The sequence below is a fragment of the Alistipes sp. CHKCI003 genome (assembly GCF_900021155.1).
In the GTDB taxonomy this organism is placed as follows: domain Bacteria; phylum Bacteroidota; class Bacteroidia; order Bacteroidales; family Rikenellaceae; genus Alistipes; species Alistipes excrementavium.
The window spans coordinates 89162-106594 of sequence record NZ_FCNT01000012.1 but is presented as its reverse complement, the minus strand read 5'-3'; the positions used below and the strand labels follow the sequence as shown (position 1 = coordinate 106594).

Annotated in this window: 17 protein-coding genes; 11 read left to right on the top strand and 6 right to left on the bottom strand. The window is 58.5% G+C overall.

What is annotated here, in order from left to right; all coding sequences use genetic code 11:
• The first annotated feature begins 50 nt into the window (after nucleotides 1-50).
• The 7 genes from BN3659_RS01700 (at nucleotide 51) to BN3659_RS13640 (ending at nucleotide 6571) form a co-directional block, all read left to right on the top strand.
• Nucleotides 51-974 carry a 3-phosphoglycerate dehydrogenase gene (locus BN3659_RS01700; protein WP_091534299.1) on the top strand — a complete coding sequence of 308 codons (924 nt, stop codon included), beginning with the start codon at nucleotides 51-53 and terminating at the stop codon, nucleotides 972-974.
• 24 nt (nucleotides 975-998) lie between these two features.
• The gene (locus BN3659_RS01695) at nucleotides 999-2243 is read left to right on the top strand and encodes a DUF1015 domain-containing protein (protein ID WP_091534059.1); all 1245 of its coding nucleotides are present in this window, start codon (nucleotides 999-1001) and stop codon (nucleotides 2241-2243) included.
• A gap of 163 nt (nucleotides 2244-2406) precedes the next feature.
• Nucleotides 2407-2634: a 4Fe-4S binding protein gene (locus BN3659_RS01690; protein ID WP_091534058.1), complete on the top strand. Its 228-nt coding sequence runs from the start codon at nucleotides 2407-2409 to the stop codon at nucleotides 2632-2634.
• Between the two features lie 3 nt (nucleotides 2635-2637).
• Complete coding sequence (locus BN3659_RS01685) at nucleotides 2638-3735, top strand: 3-methyl-2-oxobutanoate dehydrogenase subunit VorB (protein WP_091534056.1); 1098 nt, start codon at nucleotides 2638-2640, stop codon at nucleotides 3733-3735.
• A 4-nt stretch (nucleotides 3736-3739) separates the two neighbouring features.
• Nucleotides 3740-4501 (top strand): thiamine pyrophosphate-dependent enzyme, encoded by a 762-nt coding sequence (locus tag BN3659_RS01680; protein WP_091534055.1) that lies wholly within the window; start codon nucleotides 3740-3742, stop codon nucleotides 4499-4501.
• Nucleotides 4502-4511: 10 nt separating this feature from the next.
• Complete coding sequence (locus tag BN3659_RS01675; protein WP_091534053.1) at nucleotides 4512-5057, top strand: 2-oxoacid:acceptor oxidoreductase family protein; 546 nt, start codon at nucleotides 4512-4514, stop codon at nucleotides 5055-5057.
• Nucleotides 5058-5821: 764 nt separating this feature from the next.
• Complete coding sequence (locus BN3659_RS13640) at nucleotides 5822-6571, top strand: GIY-YIG nuclease family protein (RefSeq protein WP_366142746.1); 750 nt, start codon at nucleotides 5822-5824, stop codon at nucleotides 6569-6571.
• Here the strand turns inward: BN3659_RS13640 and BN3659_RS01665 are convergent.
• The 6 genes from BN3659_RS01665 to BN3659_RS01640 are packed head-to-tail and all read right to left on the bottom strand — an operon-like array spanning nucleotide 6462 to nucleotide 12037.
• Complete coding sequence (locus tag BN3659_RS01665; protein WP_091534050.1) at nucleotides 6462-7133, bottom strand: TonB-dependent receptor plug domain-containing protein; 672 nt, start codon at nucleotides 7131-7133, stop codon at nucleotides 6462-6464. The two genes, BN3659_RS13640 and BN3659_RS01665, sit on opposite strands and share 110 nt — an antisense overlap.
• A gap of 16 nt (nucleotides 7134-7149) precedes the next feature.
• A complete protein-coding gene (gene fmt / locus BN3659_RS01660; RefSeq protein WP_091534049.1) occupies nucleotides 7150-8112 on the bottom strand; it encodes a methionyl-tRNA formyltransferase in 963 nt (320 codons plus the stop codon).
• Nucleotides 8113-8117: 5 nt separating this feature from the next.
• Nucleotides 8118-8498, bottom strand: a complete 381-nt coding sequence (locus tag BN3659_RS01655; protein WP_091534047.1) for a VOC family protein — start codon at nucleotides 8496-8498, stop codon at nucleotides 8118-8120.
• Nucleotides 8499-8512: 14 nt separating this feature from the next.
• A complete protein-coding gene (locus tag BN3659_RS01650; RefSeq protein WP_171847675.1) occupies nucleotides 8513-9733 on the bottom strand; it encodes a bifunctional 3,4-dihydroxy-2-butanone-4-phosphate synthase/GTP cyclohydrolase II in 1221 nt (406 codons plus the stop codon).
• Nucleotides 9711-11207: an LptF/LptG family permease gene (locus BN3659_RS01645; RefSeq protein WP_091534044.1), complete on the bottom strand. Its 1497-nt coding sequence runs from the start codon at nucleotides 11205-11207 to the stop codon at nucleotides 9711-9713. The genes BN3659_RS01650 and BN3659_RS01645 overlap by 23 nt, the downstream gene beginning before the upstream one ends.
• Nucleotides 11204-12037, bottom strand: coding sequence for a metal ABC transporter permease (locus tag BN3659_RS01640; protein WP_091534042.1), 834 nt, complete (start codon nucleotides 12035-12037; stop codon nucleotides 11204-11206). Before BN3659_RS01640 ends, BN3659_RS01645 begins: the two co-directional genes overlap by 4 nt.
• Before the next feature lie 217 nt (nucleotides 12038-12254).
• On the opposite strand from BN3659_RS01640, the gene mtaB reads away from it, so the two are divergent.
• Genes mtaB through BN3659_RS01620 form a run of 4 tightly spaced genes read left to right on the top strand, consistent with a single transcriptional unit; the run spans nucleotide 12255 to nucleotide 17403 of the window.
• Nucleotides 12255-13553 carry a tRNA (N(6)-L-threonylcarbamoyladenosine(37)-C(2))-methylthiotransferase MtaB gene (gene mtaB, locus BN3659_RS01635; RefSeq protein ID WP_091534040.1) on the top strand — a complete coding sequence of 433 codons (1299 nt, stop codon included), beginning with the start codon at nucleotides 12255-12257 and terminating at the stop codon, nucleotides 13551-13553.
• Nucleotides 13554-13588: 35 nt separating this feature from the next.
• A complete protein-coding gene (locus BN3659_RS01630; protein ID WP_091534038.1) occupies nucleotides 13589-14395 on the top strand; it encodes a hypothetical protein in 807 nt (268 codons plus the stop codon).
• Between the two features lie 2 nt (nucleotides 14396-14397).
• Nucleotides 14398-15843, top strand: coding sequence for a TrkH family potassium uptake protein (locus BN3659_RS01625; RefSeq protein WP_171847674.1), 1446 nt, complete (start codon nucleotides 14398-14400; stop codon nucleotides 15841-15843).
• An 18-nt stretch (nucleotides 15844-15861) separates the two neighbouring features.
• Nucleotides 15862-17403 carry an SPOR domain-containing protein gene (locus BN3659_RS01620; RefSeq protein WP_224757827.1) on the top strand — a complete coding sequence of 514 codons (1542 nt, stop codon included), beginning with the start codon at nucleotides 15862-15864 and terminating at the stop codon, nucleotides 17401-17403.
• Nucleotides 17404-17433 lie beyond the last annotated feature (30 nt).

The window sequence follows — 17433 nt, the reverse complement described above, 5'->3', positions numbered from 1 at the left end:
AACGGGCGTCATCGGATCTCGATTTTTACACTTTAATGGAGAATATACCGATGAAAGTACTGATAGCAACCGAAAAGCCTTTCGCAAAGAAGGCCGTGGACGGAATCAAGGCGATCGTAGAGCAGGCCGGCTATGAAGTGGCTCTGCTGGAGAAATATACGGACAAGGCACAACTGCTGGCCGCCGTGGCCGACGCGGATGCGCTGATCATCCGCAGCGACAAAGTTACCGCCGAGGTGATCGACGCTGCCAAGAACCTTAAGATCGTGGTGCGTGCCGGTGCGGGTTACGACAACGTGGACCTCGCAGCCGCAACGGCCCGCAAGATCGTGGTGATGAATACCCCGGGGCAGAACTCGAACGCCGTGGCCGAACTGGCGCTGGGCATGATGGTCTACATGGCCCGCAATCAGTTCACGGCCGGTACGGGCAGCGAATTGCAGGGCAAGACGCTGGCCATTCACGCTTACGGCAATGTCGGCAAGCTCGTCGGCCGCAAGGGCAAGGCGTTGGGCATGAACGTCATCGCGTTCGATCCTTTCATCACCGATGCCAAGGTCTTCGAAGCCGACGGCGTGCAGAAGGTGGATTCCGTCGAGGAGCTGTATGCCAAGGCCGACTACCTGTCGCTGCACATCCCCGCTACGGAGCAGACCAAGAAGTCGATCGGCGAGAAGCTCATGAAGTCGATGCCCAAAGGCGCTACGCTGGTGAACACCGCCCGCAAGGAGGTGATCGACGAAGCCGGCGTGATCGCCGCCATGACCGAACGCGAGGACCTGAAATACATCACCGACATTGCTCCCGAGGCCGCTGCCGAGATGAGCGAGAAGTTCGGCAAGCGTTTCTTCTCCACGCCCAAGAAGATGGGGGCCGAGACGGCCGAAGCCAACATCAACGCCGGTCTGGCCGCTGCCAATCAGATCGTGGACTTCCTGAAGAACGGCAACACCCGTTTTCAGGTAAACAAGTAGAAATCCGTAAAACCGAAAGACTTTATGGTACGTATCAAACCTTTCCGCGGAATCCGTCCCCCGAAGGAATACGCTTCGGAGGTGGCTTCGCGCCCCTACGACGTGTTGAATTCGGCCGAGGCGAAAGCCGAGGCTACGGAGCGTTCGCTCCTGCACATCATCAAACCCGAGATCGATTTCGATCCGATCGCCGACGAGCACTCGCCCGAGGTTTACGAAAAGGCGGTCGAGAATTTCAAGAAGTGGCGTGCCAACGGCTGGCTCAAGCAGGATGCCGACGAGCACTACTATATTTACGCGCAGACGATGGAGGGCCGCACGCAGTACGGTCTGGTGATGGGCTGCCATTTCGAGGACTATATGTCGGGCGCGATCAAGAAGCACGAGCTGACTCGTCCCGACAAGGAGGAGGACCGCATGATCCACGTCCGCAACCAGAAAGCCAACATCGAGCCGGTGTTCTTCGCTTATCCCGATAACGCCGAGATCGACCGCATCGTCGCAGATTGGGTGAAGAACCATCCCGCCGAGTACGATTTCACGGCCGAGGACGGTTTCGGACACCACTTCTGGGTGATCGACGACAAGAAGGTCAACGATCGCATCACGGAGCTGTTCGCGGCGATACCGGCGCTTTATGTCGCCGACGGCCACCATCGCACGGCGGCTGCCGCACGTGTCGGCGCGGAGTGCAAGGCGAAGAACCCTAACCATACGGGCGAAGAGGAGTACAATTATTTCCTTGCCGTAACGTTCCCTGCCAACCAGCTCCGCATCATCGACTACAACCGCGTGGTGAAGGACCTCAACGGTCTGACGCCCGACGAGCTGCTGGCGAAGCTGAAGGAGAATTTCGAGGTGGAGCCCAAGGGCAGTAATGTCTACCACCCGACCGGGCTGCACAACTTCTCGATGTATCTCGACGGTCAGTGGTACAGCATGACGGCCAAGAAAGGCACCTACGACGACAACGATCCGATCGGCGTGCTGGACGTTACGGTGCTTTCGAACCTCGTGCTCGACCGTATTCTCGACATCAAGGATCTGCGGACGTCGAAACGCATCGATTTCGTGGGCGGCATCCGCGGTCTGGAGGAGCTCCGGCGCCGCGTGGACAGCGGCGAGATGAAGGTGGCGTTCGCACTCTACCCCGTCTCGATGCAGCAGCTTATCAACATCGCCGACACGGGCAATATCATGCCTCCGAAGACGACGTGGTTCGAGCCCAAACTCCGCTCGGGCGTCGTGATCCACTCGTTCGAGGAGTAGTTTTCAGATTCCGACAGGGCCGGAGCCGCAAAGGTCCGGCCCTCTGTCTTTCAAGGTCGAAAACCGATTTTAACATTTATTTGCGATTATTTGTTTCGGATGTTAATGAAGTTTTCGATTTTTTCGTATATTTGTAAGCAACTTACAACACAAACGGCATATTATGGCTAAAATTAAAGGAACTATCATTGTCGATAAGGAGCGCTGCAAAGGGTGCGGAGTCTGTGTGGCTTCGTGTCCGTGCAACGTGCTCGCCTTGTCGGTCGAGGTAAACAGCAAAGGGTACCCCGCAGCTCAGATGGCTAATCCCGACGCCTGCACGGGCTGTGCGTCGTGCGCAGTTATTTGTCCCGACAGCTGCATCACGGTTTATCGTCAAAAATTTGAATAAGCTATGGCAGAAAAAGAGGTAAAACTAATGAAAGGCAACGAAGTGATCGCCCATGCGGCGATTCGCTACGGTTGCGACGGATATTTCGGCTACCCCATCACTCCGCAGTCGGAGGTGATGGAGACGCTCATGGAGCTCAAACCGTGGGAGACGACCGGTATGGTGGTTCTTCAGGCCGAGTCCGAGATTTCATCCATCAATATGGTTTACGGCGGCGCTTCGACCGGTAAGCGCGTGATGACCTCGTCGTCGAGCCCCGGTGTCAGCCTGATGTCGGAGGGGATGAGCTATCTGGCCGGTGCCGAGCTTCCGTGTCTGATCGTGAACTGCCAGCGCGGCGGTCCGGGTCTGGGTACGATCCAGCCTTCGCAGGGGGACTATTTCCAAGCCTGCAAGGGCGGCGGCCACGGCGACTTCCACATGATCGTGCTCGCACCCAACTCGGTGCAGGAGATGAACGACTTCGTGGCTCTCGGTTTCGACCTCGCATTCAAATACCGCAACCCGGCGATGATCCTCGCCGACGGCGCCATCGGTCAGATGATGGAGAAGGTGGTGCTCGCCCCGCAGCGTCCCCGTCGTTCGAACGAAGAGATCGCCGCAGAGTGCAAGTCGTGGGCAGCCTACGGCAAACCTGCCGGCCGCGAACGCAACGTGGTTACTTCGCTGGAGCTCAAATCGGAGATCATGGAGCAGATCAACCTGCGTCTGCAAGCCAAATATAAGGCGCTCGAAGAGAACGAAGTGCGCTACGAAGCGATCGACTGCGACGACGCGGAGTACGTGATCGTGGCGTTCGGATCGTCGGCCCGCATCTGTTCGGCTACGGTCGAGATGGCGCGCGCCGAGGGACTGAAAGTCGGTCTGCTGCGTCCCATCACCCTCTATCCTTTCCCCAAGAAGGTGCTCGCCGACATGGCCAAGCGCGGCGTCAAGGGATTCCTTTCGGCCGAGCTCAATGCCGGGCAGATGGTCGAGGACGTGCGTCTGGCAGTGAACGGCATGGCTCCCGTGGAGCACTACGGCCGTCAGGGCGGTATGATGTTCGCACCGGACGAGGTGCTGAACGCATTGAAAGAAAAACTGATAAATAAGAAATAAGACTATGGCAGAGGTTGAAATCAAAAACGAGAATCTGGTTTACGCGAAGCCTAAGCTCATACTCGACAACGTTATGCACTACTGCCCCGGCTGTAGTCATGGTACGGTTCACAAGTTGGTGGCCGAAGTGATCGAAGAGATGGGCATGGCAGACAAGACGGTCGGCGTTTCGCCCGTCGGCTGCTCGGTATTCGCCTACAATTATATCGACATCGACTGGATCGAGGCGGCTCACGGACGTGCATTGGCGGTGGCGACTGCCGTGAAACGTCTGCACCCCGAGAACATGGTCTTCACCTATCAGGGCGACGGCGACCTTTCGGCGATCGGAACGGCGGAGTCGATCCATGCTGCTGCGCGCGGCGAGAATGTCGTGGCGATCTACATCAACAATGCGATCTACGGTATGACCGGCGGGCAGATGGCCCCCACTACCCTGCTCGGCATGAAGACGGCGACGACGCCCTATGGCCGCGATCCGCGTCTGAACGGCTATCCTTATAAGATCGCCGAGATGATGGCGCACCTCGACGGTGCGACCTACATCACGCGCCAGAGCGTGCATACGCCCGCCAACGTGCGCAAGACGAAGAGGGCGATCCGCAAGGCCTTCGACAATGCGATGGCCGGCAACGGTTTCTCGCTCGTGGAGGTCGTGTCGACTTGCAACAGCGGTTGGAAACTCTCGCCCGTGGCTTCGAATCAATGGCTGGAGCAGAACATGCTGCCTTTCTACCCGCTGGGTGATATCAAGGACGTAAAATAAGAGGACGGATATGAAAGAAACTTTGATTATTGCAGGATTCGGAGGACAGGGTGTCCTTTCGATGGGTAAGATCCTCGCCTATTCGGGCGTGATGCAGGATTACGAGGTTACATGGATGCCCTCTTACGGACCCGAGATGCGCGGCGGCACGGCCAATGTTACGGTGATTATCTCCGATAAGAAAATTTCGTCGCCGATCGCGCATGAGTTCGATACCGCGATCATTCTGAATCAGCAGTCGATGGAAAAATTCGAGCCGATGGTCAAACCGGGCGGCGTGCTGATCTACGATACGAACGGTATTACGCGCCATCCGCAGCGTACCGATATTTCGGTCTTTACGATCGACGCTACGGCCGAATGCGCCCGTATGGGGCAGGCCAAGCTGTTCAACACGATGATCCTCGGCGGCTACCTGAAGGTATGCCCCGTGGTGAAGATGGAGAACGTGATGGTCGGGCTGAAGAAATCGCTTCCCGAGCGTGCATGGAAAATGCTTCCGCAGAACGAGGAGGCGATCAGACACGGCGGTGAAATCATCAAGAAGATTCGATAACTGTTTTGATAAAGGGGAAGGGGCGATGCAGCGAATGGCATCGCCCCTTTTTTTTGCTGATCCGTAAGTCGGCCGGAGGAAATCGAGGGGCGGCGGCAAATGTCGTGCATGCGGCGTCTGCGTCATTTTCCTGCGGAGCGGGCTGCTCCCGACTGTATTTGTGTTGTTGCGTTTGCCGAAGTCGGACGTTTTCTTTTCGAGGTCTGAAAAAGCGGATCGGGAGGAGCGTAACGAAGAAGCGGCCGGACTTCGTTTTCGCAGCAGGGGCCGAACGGAGAAAGATCGGATGGATCGGACGTTCGGACGGTTTGGAGGGGGATTCATTGCCCCTCCCATTCGGTTCGACGATGACTTATGCTTTTTCTGCTGGAATCTTCTTGATAGAGACAAGCCATGAGTAGCGACTACAGACAGATCACCGAATGTCTTGATACGTGGAAGGAACGAAATCATTAGTCGGCGGTGAGTGCCGTAGGAGCTGCCGGAATCTTGGATAAGGCTGGGTTATTGAAAGATAGCGGATCGAGGCGCAACCGGCCGTTAAGAGTGAAATTACGAAATGGAGATATTCCGCACGCATACCAAAGCGGTAGAAATTGGTATATTCCGAATCGGAAAAATCGTCGTAGAAGATGTCTCGAAGACTGCTTCGTCCTCTGCTCGAAATAAGAATGACGGAAAGCCCGAACGAGGGCCTTCATTCGATGTTTCGACTTTGTTGAATAGAGAGAAATTCCGGACAGTCGCAATCTTGACCGGGAACGATATCTCTGATTTTCCGGAGCTTAACGCCGTTCGGATCGAAAACAGAGGGGCTTCCGGGAGAGTTTGCGAAAGAATCGGTCCGAAGAAATACGACATTGCTTTATGTCGGTAAAGCGGCGAAGAGTATAAGGAGGCGTTTGCGGGAAGAGGAGCCGCATGCCCGGCGACCTGCGCCTTTTTTCAGAACCATCGGAGGCGTATTGGGATTTCGTCCGTCCCGAGGCTCTTTGACCGGTAAAAACAAGCGATGCAATTATTTATTTGCATCCGGCGACAGCACGAAGATTATCCGATGGAATGTAAAGAATCTGTCGGTGAATTTTGTAGCGTGTGAAGATGATATTGATTGTGTGGAGAAAGATATCGTCTTCGGGATCAAACCGATGACGAATACACGGAATAATCCTGAACCGTTTGGATCGCTCAAAGAATTGCGTGAAAAATGCAGGGATAGCGCCCGCCGACAGCTCCGGTTTAATCGGAGAAAGCAATGCGTTCATCCGAACGATAGCGCAACGATGCGGTGCGGTCGTACAGCAAGGGTATGCTTTCCCATTCGCTTGCGAACGGATTCGGAGCTGGTATCCTTGGGAATCATCCTTTGCGTCCCCGGATTCCGCTGTGCCGGAATAGCGGACCTCACTGTCCGCCTTTTTTCGTTCGGATATGGATCACGCCGTTGGCACCTCGGGAGCCGTATATGCTGCCGTTTTTCTGGACTTCGACCGTTTCGACGTCGTGGATGTTGATCATGTTGATGTTGCCGACAGGCGATCCGTCGCAGAGAATCAGGGCGGCGTTGCTCAGAACGAGCGAACTGCCTCCGTTGATGATGAGCTGGCCGTTGCGCTGCACGACCCCGGGGACGAGCGTCGAGATGGCGGTTCCGAGATCCGTGAATCCCCGCTTCACGAGGAGATCGCCCGTGAAACCGCTGCTGCTTTGCGTGAGGTTGCGCCGTTTGACATAACCGTAGCCGTAATCGGCCAGTTCGGGTGCCGCCGAGCTCTCTGTTGCGTGGCCCAGCCATGTGATGCGGATCGCATCGCGTCCGTCGACCGGTATGTCGATCTCTTCTTTTTTGTAATGCACGGTCAGCGTGTCGGTCGGATGGATATTGAGCAGTCCGAATTTACCGTTGCGGTCGCTGTATGTGAAGACCGGACTGTGTTTGACACGGATGGTCGCCTTGAGACCCTTGCCGTTCGAGTCGACGATCAGGCCGTTGAACGGCTGTTCGTGGATTTCCTGCGCCGCAAGTTGTTGTACGGCGATCGCGAGGCAGCATGCTAAGATCAGAAAAGGTTTCATGGCGTGCACGTGTTTTTTAGAATGTGTAATCGTTGATGTCCCGCAGTCCGAGCAGCAAATCGCGTACCTGCATCCGTTTCTTGCCTGCGATCTGCAATTCGTCGATCGTGATCCACCCGTCGGCGCAGGCGACACGGATATAAGTCCGGTTGTCGCTTTCGACCGTGCCTGTTTTCGCCGCGTGCGTGTATGCCTCGAAGCGGGCGGAAAAGATTTTCGCCGACCCCGATTCCGTACTCTGACGGAACATCGGGGTCCAAGCCGCCGGATAAGGCGAAAGTCCGCGGATGAAATGGAGAATCCGGTCGCCCTTCCACGTCCAGTCGATCCGGCAATCCTCCTTGAAGATTTTGGGCGCCGGCCGCAGGTCGCTGTCGTCGGTAGGTTCCTGCGGCAGAGGATGGGTCTCCCCTGCCGCGATCCGATCCACGGTTCGTGTTACGAGACCCGAGCCGATGCGCATCAATCTGTCGTAAAGGGTCCCGGCGTTGTCTTCCGGCAGAATGGGCACTTCGATTCGGTCGAGAATGGCCCCTTTGTCGATCTCGTGGTTCAGCAGGAAGGTCGTAACTCCGCTTTTCGTATCGCCGTTTATGAGAGCCCAGTTGATCGGTGCGGCTCCCCGGTATTGCGGCAGCAGCGAGGCATGGAGGTTGAAGGTCCCGTAACGGGGCAGCTTCCAGACGACCTCGGGCAGCATCCGGAATGCGATCACGATCCCCAGATCGGGTTGCAGGGCCCGCAGGGCATCGACGAATTCGGGCGCTTTGAGTTTCTCGGGTTGCAGAACGGGAAGTCCAAGTTCGCGGGCTGCGATCTTGACTTCGCTCTCGTGGAGTTTCCGTCCGCGGCCCGCCGGCTTGTCCGGTGCGGTAACGACCGCGACCACCCGATAGCCCGCTTCGACCAGTGCACGGAGCGACGGCACGGCGAACTCGGGCGTGCCCATGAATACGATGCGCATCTTTTTGGCTTCCATGGCGCTCAGCAGGTTATCTCCACCAGATTGCCGTCGGGATCGGCGACGACGCTTTCGAAATATCCGTCGCCCGTGGTGCGCGGTTCGCCGACGATCTGGTAGCCGTCGGCCCGCAGCCGTTCGGTGAGGGCGACGACGGCCTCGCGGTCCGCGCAGGCGAAAGCGAAATGCGCCAGTCCGATCCGCTCCTCCTGCACTTCGCCGTTGATGTCCGAGCGGCGCATGAGCTCCAGACGGCATTCGCCGTCGAACGCGAGCTGATAAGATTCGAAACGTTTGGCCGGATTGACGTATTTCCCGCCGGAGCGGCCGCCGAAATAGGTGCCGTAGAATTCGCGCAACTCTTCGAGGTGTTCGGTCCAGAGGGCGATATGGGTGATTTTCATACGTGTGCAGCTTCTTAGTGTTTGCAGAGGCCCAGCGCGTGGTGCATGCGTTTCTCTTTGGTTTCGAGATAGTGGAGGTTGTATTTGTTGGGTTCGATGACGATGGGTACGATCCGGTCGATTCTCAGTCCGTAGCCTTCGAGGCCGGCGCGTTTGAGCGGGTTGTTGGTCATCAGACGCATGTGTTTGATCCCCAGATCGCGGATGATGCTGGCACCGACGCCGTAGTCGCGTTCGTCCACGCCGAAGCCCAGACGGACGTTGGCATCGACCGTGTCGAGCCCCTCCTCTTGGAGTTTGTAGGCGTTGATCTTGTTGAACAGCCCGATGCCGCGCCCCTCCTGATTGAGGTAGACGATGGCCCCCTTACCCTCCTTTTCGATCATGCGCATCGCTTCGTGGAGCTGGGCGCCGCAGTCGCAGCGGCACGAACCGAGGATGTCTCCCGTGGCGCACGACGAGTGTACGCGCACCAGCACAGGTTCGTCTTCGCTCCACTCGCCCTTGGTGAGGGCCATATGCTCCAATCCGTTGCTCTTCTGCCGGAATGCCGTGATTTTGAAATGCCCGAGGTCGGTGGGCATGTCGGCCGTGGCGCCCCGTTCGATGATCGATTCTTCGCGCAGGCGGTAGGCGATCAGGTCGGCGATGGAGATGATCTTCAGTCCGTGTTTTTCTGCGATTTCGAGCAGTTGCGGCAGCCGGGCCATCGTACCGTCTTCGTTCATGATCTCGATCAGTGCGCCGGCCGGTTGCAGGCCGGCCATGCGCGCGAGGTCGACGGCCGCCTCGGTGTGTCCCGGGCGGCGGAGCACGCCTTTCTGACGGGCCCGCAGCGGATTGATGTGTCCCGGGCGCCCCAGATCGGACGGCTTGGTCTTCGGATCGGCCAGCGCGCGGATGGTCGCCGCGCGGTCGTGGATCGAGACGCCCGTCGTGCAACCCTCGCCCAGCAGGTCGACCGTAACGGTGAAGGGGGTGCCCAGCAGCGAGGTGTTGTTCTCCTCCATCATGTTGAGTTCGAGTTGCGCGCAGCGCTCCTCGGAGAGCGGTGCGCAGAGCACGCCGCGGCCTTCGCGGAGCATGAAATTGACGATTTCGGGCGTGATCTTTTCGGCGGCGACGATGAAGTCGCCTTCGTTTTCGCGGTCTTCGTCGTCCACGACGATTACGATCTTGCCGTTGCGGAAATCTTCGACGGCCTCTTCGATGCTATTCAGTAATTTGCTTGTCATTATGTTTGGATTTGATTTTCGACAGGATGCGGCGGATGCGTTCGGCGAACCATCCTTTGAGGGCCTTGTATTTGACGATGTACCAGTCGGTGTCGAGCAGCGACGAGTCGTTGGTGGCTTTGTAGGTGAGGTAGGCGGCGACGGGCGTGAGGATGAAGGTCGAGAGCCACATGCCGTAGACCGCGGCCCACGTACCCTCTTTGGCCAATTTCTGTCCCGTGATGGAGATGATGTAATAGATCACGAAGAAGATCACCGAGATGACGATCGGCATGCCGAGGCCGCCCTTGCGGATGATGGCTCCGAGCGGCGCGCCGATCAGGAAGAAAATGAGGATCGACACGGGTAGCGACCATTTGCTGTGCCATTCGATCTGGCTGCGGTATAGGAGGTTGAGTGCATCCTTGGCGCTTCGTTCGTCGTAGTTGAACATCGCCCGCGAATTCTTCGACAGCGAGCGGGCCTGCGTCCACACCTGCGCTTTTTCGCGCAGTCCGAGTTTCGAGATGGAGTCGGCGGCCGAAAAGTCGCGGAAGCGGCGTTTGTCGACCCCCAGCGTGTCGAAGAGGATGGTCGGGTCTTTCGAGAAAATCTGATCTTTGAGCAGCGGCTCGTAGGAGCGGGCCGTCGCCGTGTTGACGATCTTGCCGAGCGAGTCGATGTCGCGTTCGAGTTCCACGATGTTTTTCGTCTGGCTGTTGTTCGAGAAGCTGTTGGCGTCGGAGCGCTGCATGTCGAAGCCCGACATGGAGACGGCCAGATCCTGCCGGTCGAACTTGTCGTGGCGCAGCGCGCTCTTGCTGTACCATTGGTTGTTGCGGGTCTGCTCGTAGTTCTCGCCGTGGAAGAGCGTAACCATCAGAAAGCGTTTGTCGTCCGACAGACGGATGTAGCCCGAATCGGCGAGCGTCGTGCGCATGTTGCCGTTCGCGGCGCTGTTGTCGTAGATCAGCACGTCGGTCAGCAGCTTGGTCTGCGGGTCCTGATGGCCGACGCGGATGCTCATGTTTTCGAGCCCGTTGAAGAAGAGGCCGTCGCGGAATTCGAGCGTCTGCTTCTGTTTGCGGATGTCGTAGAGGGTGCTGGCCAGTTTCTTGTTGGCGGCCGGCACGAGGTTGTTGGCGATGAAGAAGCTCCCCACGGCGATGACGCCTACCAGAATGACGAGCGGCCGGATGATCTTGGGCAGCGACATGCCCGCCGACTTCATGGCCAGCAGTTCGTAGTTCTCGCCGAGGTTGCCCATGGTCATGATGGCCGCCAGCAGCATCGAGAGCGGCAGTCCCATGGGGATCATGTTGGTCATGGCGTAGCCGAGCAGTTCGATGATGATCCCCGCGCTGAGGCCCTTGCCCACCAGCTCGTCGATGTAACGCCACAGGAAATTCATCATCAGCACGAACATGACGATGAAGAACGTCAGGATCATGGGCCCGAGGTACGATTTCAGGACGAGTTTATGGATGGTTTTCATCGGCGTGCCGGCTGTTTTTCGTTACGCAAAGATAGCAGTTTTACTATTATAAGCGCTAAAGTGAGGGTAAATATTATGGCCGCGCCGGGCGGAACCTCGAAATGATAGCTCGCGACGAGGCCGGCGATGTTGGCGCCGACGGCGATCAGGGGCGCTGCGACGACGATCGAACGGTAGGAGCCGGAGAGCGTGTCGGCGATCACGACCGGCATGGTGAGGAGCGAGATCAGCAGCACGATGCCCATGATGCGGATCGAGAGCACGATCGTTACGGCGACGAGCGCCGCCATCAGATAGGAGATCGCACGGGTGCGGATGCCGCGGCTGCGGGCGAAGGCGCGGTCGAAGGCGACGTAGATCACCGGTCGGAGCCAGAGTAGGCAGCCTGCGAGGACGACGGCTGTGAGCAGGGCCAGCGCCGCGACGTCGCCGTCCGTTACGGTGATGATGCTGCCGAAGAGGTAGGCCGCCAGATCGCCCGACGAGTAACCCGGGCGGAGGCTCATGAACAGAGCGCCCGCAGCCATGCCGACCGACCAGACGATGCCGATGGCCGAGTCCTCGCGGATGCGGCCGCGTTCGGAGGTCCACTCGATGCCGAAAGCCGAGAGTACGGCGAAGATCATGGCGCCTGCGATCGGATTGATCCCCAGATAGAAGGCGATGCCCAGACCGCCGAACGAAGCGTGGGTGATGCCGCCGGCGAGGAAGACCATGCGGCGGCATACGACGTAAGTCCCTACGATGCCGCACGTGATTCCGGAGAGTATGCAGGCCGCAAGGGCGTGGCTGAGATAGCCGTATCGGACAAGGTCGTTGAAAAACTCCATGGAGCGTTGCTCGTTGACGTGCAAATTTACGCTTTTTTATCGGAAATGGATCGAATCCGCCGGAGAACCTCGTTTTTTTGTTGTGTCATGTCCGGACGGTCGTGTAGGCGCTGTTCCGGTGCGGACGGTTTTATCGGGCGGACGGCGATTTTTTGTCGGCACGACTGTCGGATTTCGCATAGTTTTCGTAATTTCGCCCGAAATTTACGGCAGGAATATGCAGCAGCGCAGAGTCAGTTTCCACACCTTGGGGTGCAAGTTGAATTTTTCGGAGAGCTCTACCCTCGCACGCGAGTTCGAGCAGGGCGGTTTCGTGCGCGTGGCGCCCGAGGCCGAGGCCGACATATGCGTGGTCAACACCTGTTCCGTTACGGAACACGCCGACAAGAAATGCCGCAACCTGATTCGCAAACTCCATCGCCGCAATCCCGGGGCGATCATCGCCGTTACGGGGTGTTACGCCCAACTCAAACCGGAGGATATAGCGGCGATAGACGGTGTGGATATAGTGTTGGGAAATAATGATAAGGGCGATTTATATAAACGGGTGCTCGAACTCACGGGCAAAGGCCGCGCGCGGGTTTACAGTTGCGATACGGATTCGCTGACCCGGTTCTTCGCGGCTTTTTCGAGCGGCGACCGCACGCGGGCGTTCCTCAAGGTACAGGACGGCTGCGACTATTGCTGCGCCTACTGCACGATCCACTATGCGCGGGGTGCGAGCCGCAACCTGCCGGTTGCGGATGCCGTGGCCGAGGCGCGGCAGATCGCCGCAGCCGGACAGAAGGAGATCGTCATCACGGGGGTGAATACGGGCGACTTCGGCCGCACGACGGGCGAGAAGTTCATCGACCTGCTGCGGGCGCTCGATGCGGTGGAGGGGATCGAGCGCTACCGCATCTCGTCGATCGAACCCAATCTGCTGACCGACGATATCGTCGAATTTTGCGCTGCGTCGCCCAAATTCCAGCACCACTTCCACATTCCCCTTCAGAGCGGCTCGGACCGCATCCTCGGGCTGATGCGCCGCCGCTATACGACGGCCCGTTTCGCCGGTCGGATCGAGGCGGTGCGCCGTCTGATGCCCGACGCTTTCATCGGCATCGACGTGATCGTCGGCTTCCCGGGCGAAACGGAGGCCGATTTCGGGGAGACCTATGCGTTTCTGGAGCGCACGGCGCCGGCTTTTCTGCACATTTTTCCCTTCTCCGAGCGTCCCGGGACGCCGGCCGTCGCGCTGCCCGGCAAGTTGCAGCCTGCGGTCGCCGCACGTCGGGGCGCCGAGCTGGAGGCGTTGTGCGAACGTCTGCACGGCACGTTCTGTGCGAAAGCCGTGGGTACGGAGGATCGCGTGCTGTTCGAGAGTACGCGGCGCGGCGGCATGATGTTCGGCTTCACGGGCAACTACCGCAGGGTCAAAGCCCCCTACGACCGCGCCCGCGTCAACACCGTTTGCCGGGTGCGGCTCGGCGCGATGGATGAATCGCACGATCTCGCGGGTGAAATTCTCGATTAAATTCGTATCTTTGCAGGAGTAAAAACAGTTGGGATATGACAGGACTTCGGAGAAGGGTCGCGATCGGCTTTCTGAGCATCGTTTGTCTGCTTTTCTTTTCGGGCATGATTTCGTTGTTCGAGCTGAGCCACCTGAGCCGCGATACGGGCGATATTCTCAAGGCCAACAAACGCAATATCGAATTGGCCAAGCGGATGCTCGACGCGGCTCACGAACAGAACGTGGCGCTCATCCATCTCGCGGTGTTCGGCGACCGCTCCTACGACAGCGTGTGCCGTAACCGCATGGAGAGCCTCGAAAATACGCTGGCCGTGGCCCAGAGCGAAGCGCTCGACAAATCGTTTCTCGATTCGCTCGCGTTCGCCACGACCGAGATGCGCCTTCTGACCGACAATTTTCTGGCTTCGGGCGACGGAACTCCGTTCCGGACTGCGTTCGCACCGCTCGTGCAGGCGGATTCGGCCGCTCTCGCTTCGCGCTGGTATCAAAGCGATTACGAGACGCTTTACGGCCGTCTGACGTCGGCGATCAAATCGTACATGACCTCGACGCAGAGTTCGCTGGTGCCGCGTGCCGAACAGATGAAAAAAAACGCCTATCGTGCGGTAACGCCCGTGCTGATTTCGCTTGCGGTGATGATTGCCATCGTGCTGATGCTCTACTATTTCATGTCGGTCTACTGCGTCAATCCGATCGTTCGGATGAACAAGAGTCTCGGCGATTACCTCGCGTTCCGCACTCCGTTCGCTGCCAAAGCCGAATTCAAGGACGAGGTGCTGGGGCTCAGAGAGAAGATCGAAGCCCTCATCGCGCTGGTCAAACAATCCGGTAAAACCCAATAGCGATGAGGTTGAGCGTGGTCTTGCGTTATGTGGGGATGGTGATGCTCTTCGTCGCCCTCTTCATGCTGCTGTCGGCCGGTATTTCGGCGGTCAGCGGCTATGATTCCGCGTTCTATCCTCTCTTGCTTTCCGCGTCGCTGACGACGCTGCTGGGGCTTTTCCCGATGATCTTCGTCGAGAAGACCGAGCAGCTCACCACCAAGGAGGGATATTGCATCGTCGTCTGTTCGTGGCTCGCGGCCTGCGTGGTCGGCATGTTCCCCTATCTGATGTGGGGCGGAGAGTTCACGCTGGTGAATGCGTGGTTCGAGAGCGTCTCGGGCTTCACCACCACGGGCGCTTCGATCCTCAACGACGTGGAGGCGCTGCCGCGCGGACTGATGTTCTGGCGCATGGGCTCGACGTGGATCGGCGGCATGGGCGTGGTGATGTTCGCGCTGGTGATCCTGCCTTCGCTCGGACGCAACAAACTGACGCTTTCGAATGTCGAGATGTCCACGCTGGCCAAGGACAACTACCGCTATCGGACCCAGATCGTCGTGCAGATTCTGCTGGTCGTCTATGTCGGACTGACGGCACTCTCCACCCTGTGCCTGAAGATGGCGGGGATGAACTGGTTCGACGCCCTGTGTCAGGCGATGTCGGCCTGCGCCACCAGCGGTTTCTCGACCAAAAACCTGAGTATCGGCTTCTGGAACAGTCCGATGATCGAGACGATCCTGATCTTCACGATGGCCGTGGCGGGCATTCATTTCGGGGTGATCTATGCGACCGTTACGGGCAAACGGAACAATATTTTCCGTTCGGAGGTTACGCGCTTCTATCTGTTGATGCTGCTCGCAGGCAGCGTGGCGATCGCCGTAAGCCTCTGGATAGCCGGTACTTACGAAGGTTTTTTCACCTCGTTCCGGTATGCCGCCTTCCAATTCGTCTCGCTCGTATCGACTTCGGGGTATGCCACGGCCGATACGAACCTTTGGACGCCGTTCGCCATCATCGTCCTGATCTTCGGGTCGCTCGTCTGCGCCTGTGCCGGTTCGACGGCCGGAGGCATCAAGGTGAACCGGCTGGTGATCGCGGGCAAGATGCTGCGGGCCCGGCTGAAGCAGCAGCAGCATCCGAGCGCCGTCATACGCATCCGTCTCGACGGCATCATGCAGGAGAACGAGGTTACGAATTCCGTGATGGTGTTCATCGTCGCCTACCTGATGCTGACGCTGGCCGGTACGGTCGTGAGCACGATGTGCGGCGTGGACCTGCTGACCAGTTTTTCGGCGGCGGTGGCCTGCATCGGCAATGTGGGACCCGGCTTCGGCGAAGTGGGGTCGCTCGATAATTATTCGGGGCTTCCGGTGTTGAGCCGGTTCGTGAATACGTTGCTCATGTTGTTCGGACGTCTGGAGATATTCGGATTGGTCCAGTTGTTTTTCATAAAGTGGTGGAGATAGATCAAAACTCAGGGAGAGATGATGTTGCGTAAGGTTTGGATGATCCTTTTTTCGTCGGCGGCCGGTTTGTGCGGCGCTTATGCCCAGCAGGTTGCGCCCCGCATCGCAGGGTTGGAGGATAACGAGGAGTATATGTCGCTGCTGCGCGAAGATGCGCGTTTGCAGATGCGCGAGGATTCGGTTTCGAACGAGCTGGCGGCCGTTCGCGTCCGGTTCCGCGACGATGCGGCCGGCCGGCAGCTCTACGGGCAGCGGATCATGGAGCTGGAAGAACGGATTTTCGCCATCCGCAGCGCGAAAGGCGAGCTCGTCGACCGTATCGCCGCGATCGAACAGGAGTGGGTCGTCTCGAATCTCGATGCGCCGCACGGTGTTGCGGCGGCGTCCGGCGGCGTGTCCGTGCCCGAGCTGCCCGAGGCGGAGAAGGTGCGCAACTTGGTTTACAACGGCTATTTCGAAGAGCAGTTGTCGGCGGCGGACTACGCGGCGCTGAAGGAGGCGCAGCGGCTGGAGATGCAGGCGGTGGATTACATCAACCGCTACTATGCGAACTATCAGGAGTTGTCGCGTCTGGCCGAGCGGTACGCTGCGGCTCCGACCGAAGAGGAGGCGGCCGAACTCTATGGCAAATGCCGTACAATGCAGGGGTTGAACGAGGTGTTGGCCGATTCGCTGGCGATGACGTGGAACTACATCTTCGACAATAAGACCTACGCCTACGGCTATCTGCTCGACAAGCTCGGTCAGGACGATATTCTGGCGCACGAAGAGGAGCTTGCGGCCGAAACCGCCCGCGAGCTCTCCGAGTTGAAGGGCGAGACTGCGTCCGATGCCGTAACCGACTATTTCCTGCGCAAACAGGTGGCTGTGGATTACGAGACCCGGCTGGCGGAACTGCTCGGACTGGACGCTGCGCGCGATTCGCTGCGCGGCGTAACGGCGCAGTTGAGGGTGGTGGACTACCGTCTGCCGAAGATCGAGTTGCAGGAGCGCTATTTTCTCGACTATGCGCCGATCGCATTTTCGGCGAAGCCGACGTACAGCTATCAGCATCCGATTCCCGAATGCAAGGTCCATCCGCGCGGCACGATCTACCGGATTCTGCTCGGTACGTTCAATACGAAGCGGGCGGCGGCGCTGTTCAAGGGAGCCTATCCGCTCTGCTACCAGATCGACGATGCGGGCAAGTGGCGCTATTTCGCCGGCGGATTCGCCACGGAAGCCGAGGCTCTCGAAGCTCAGAAGCAGATGAAGTCCAAGGGTTTCATCCGGCCCGAGGTCGTGGTGTGGCGCGACGGCGAGTACCGCAATCTGACGCGCGATCCCGAACGGACGAAGATCGCCTACCGGGTCGAGATCGCAGGCCCGCTTTCCGAATCCGCGAAGGAGACGATCGCCGCCGAAGCTCAGGGCCGCGAGCTCTCCCGCGTCGGTCGGGACCGCTTCGTACTCGGAATGTTCGACGAGGAGGCCGCGGCCGCCGCAGTCGCCGGAGCGATCCGGCAGGCGGATCCTGCACTCGAAATAAAAGTAACCGAATTTGCCGAAAATTCGAATTGATTGATTATCTTTAGTCCCGGCTACCAATTT

Excerpts from the sequence above, each read along its gene's own strand:
- BN3659_RS01685 (WP_091534056.1), top strand. The coding sequence starts at position 2,638 with ATGGCAGAAAAAGAGGTAAAACTAATGAAAGGCAACGAAGTGATCGCC.
- BN3659_RS01695 (WP_091534059.1), top strand. The coding sequence starts at position 999 with ATGGTACGTATCAAACCTTTCCGCGGAATCCGTCCCCCGAAGGAATAC.
- BN3659_RS01650 (WP_171847675.1), bottom strand. The coding sequence starts at position 9,733 with ATGACAAGCAAATTACTGAATAGCATCGAAGAGGCCGTCGAAGATTTC.
- BN3659_RS01640 (WP_091534042.1), bottom strand. The coding sequence starts at position 12,037 with ATGGAGTTTTTCAACGACCTTGTCCGATACGGCTATCTCAGCCACGCC.
- fmt (WP_091534049.1), bottom strand. The coding sequence starts at position 8,112 with ATGGAAGCCAAAAAGATGCGCATCGTATTCATGGGCACGCCCGAGTTC.
- BN3659_RS01630 (WP_091534038.1), top strand. The coding sequence starts at position 13,589 with ATGACAGGACTTCGGAGAAGGGTCGCGATCGGCTTTCTGAGCATCGTT.
- BN3659_RS01665 (WP_091534050.1), bottom strand. The coding sequence starts at position 7,133 with ATGAAACCTTTTCTGATCTTAGCATGCTGCCTCGCGATCGCCGTACAA.
- BN3659_RS01620 (WP_224757827.1), top strand. The coding sequence starts at position 15,862 with ATGATGTTGCGTAAGGTTTGGATGATCCTTTTTTCGTCGGCGGCCGGT.
- BN3659_RS01690 (WP_091534058.1), top strand. The coding sequence starts at position 2,407 with ATGGCTAAAATTAAAGGAACTATCATTGTCGATAAGGAGCGCTGCAAA.
- BN3659_RS01700 (WP_091534299.1), top strand. The coding sequence starts at position 51 with ATGAAAGTACTGATAGCAACCGAAAAGCCTTTCGCAAAGAAGGCCGTG.
- mtaB (WP_091534040.1), top strand. The coding sequence starts at position 12,255 with ATGCAGCAGCGCAGAGTCAGTTTCCACACCTTGGGGTGCAAGTTGAAT.
- BN3659_RS01680 (WP_091534055.1), top strand. The coding sequence starts at position 3,740 with ATGGCAGAGGTTGAAATCAAAAACGAGAATCTGGTTTACGCGAAGCCT.
- BN3659_RS01655 (WP_091534047.1), bottom strand. The coding sequence starts at position 8,498 with ATGAAAATCACCCATATCGCCCTCTGGACCGAACACCTCGAAGAGTTG.
- BN3659_RS01625 (WP_171847674.1), top strand. The coding sequence starts at position 14,398 with ATGAGGTTGAGCGTGGTCTTGCGTTATGTGGGGATGGTGATGCTCTTC.
- BN3659_RS01675 (WP_091534053.1), top strand. The coding sequence starts at position 4,512 with ATGAAAGAAACTTTGATTATTGCAGGATTCGGAGGACAGGGTGTCCTT.
- BN3659_RS01645 (WP_091534044.1), bottom strand. The coding sequence starts at position 11,207 with ATGAAAACCATCCATAAACTCGTCCTGAAATCGTACCTCGGGCCCATG.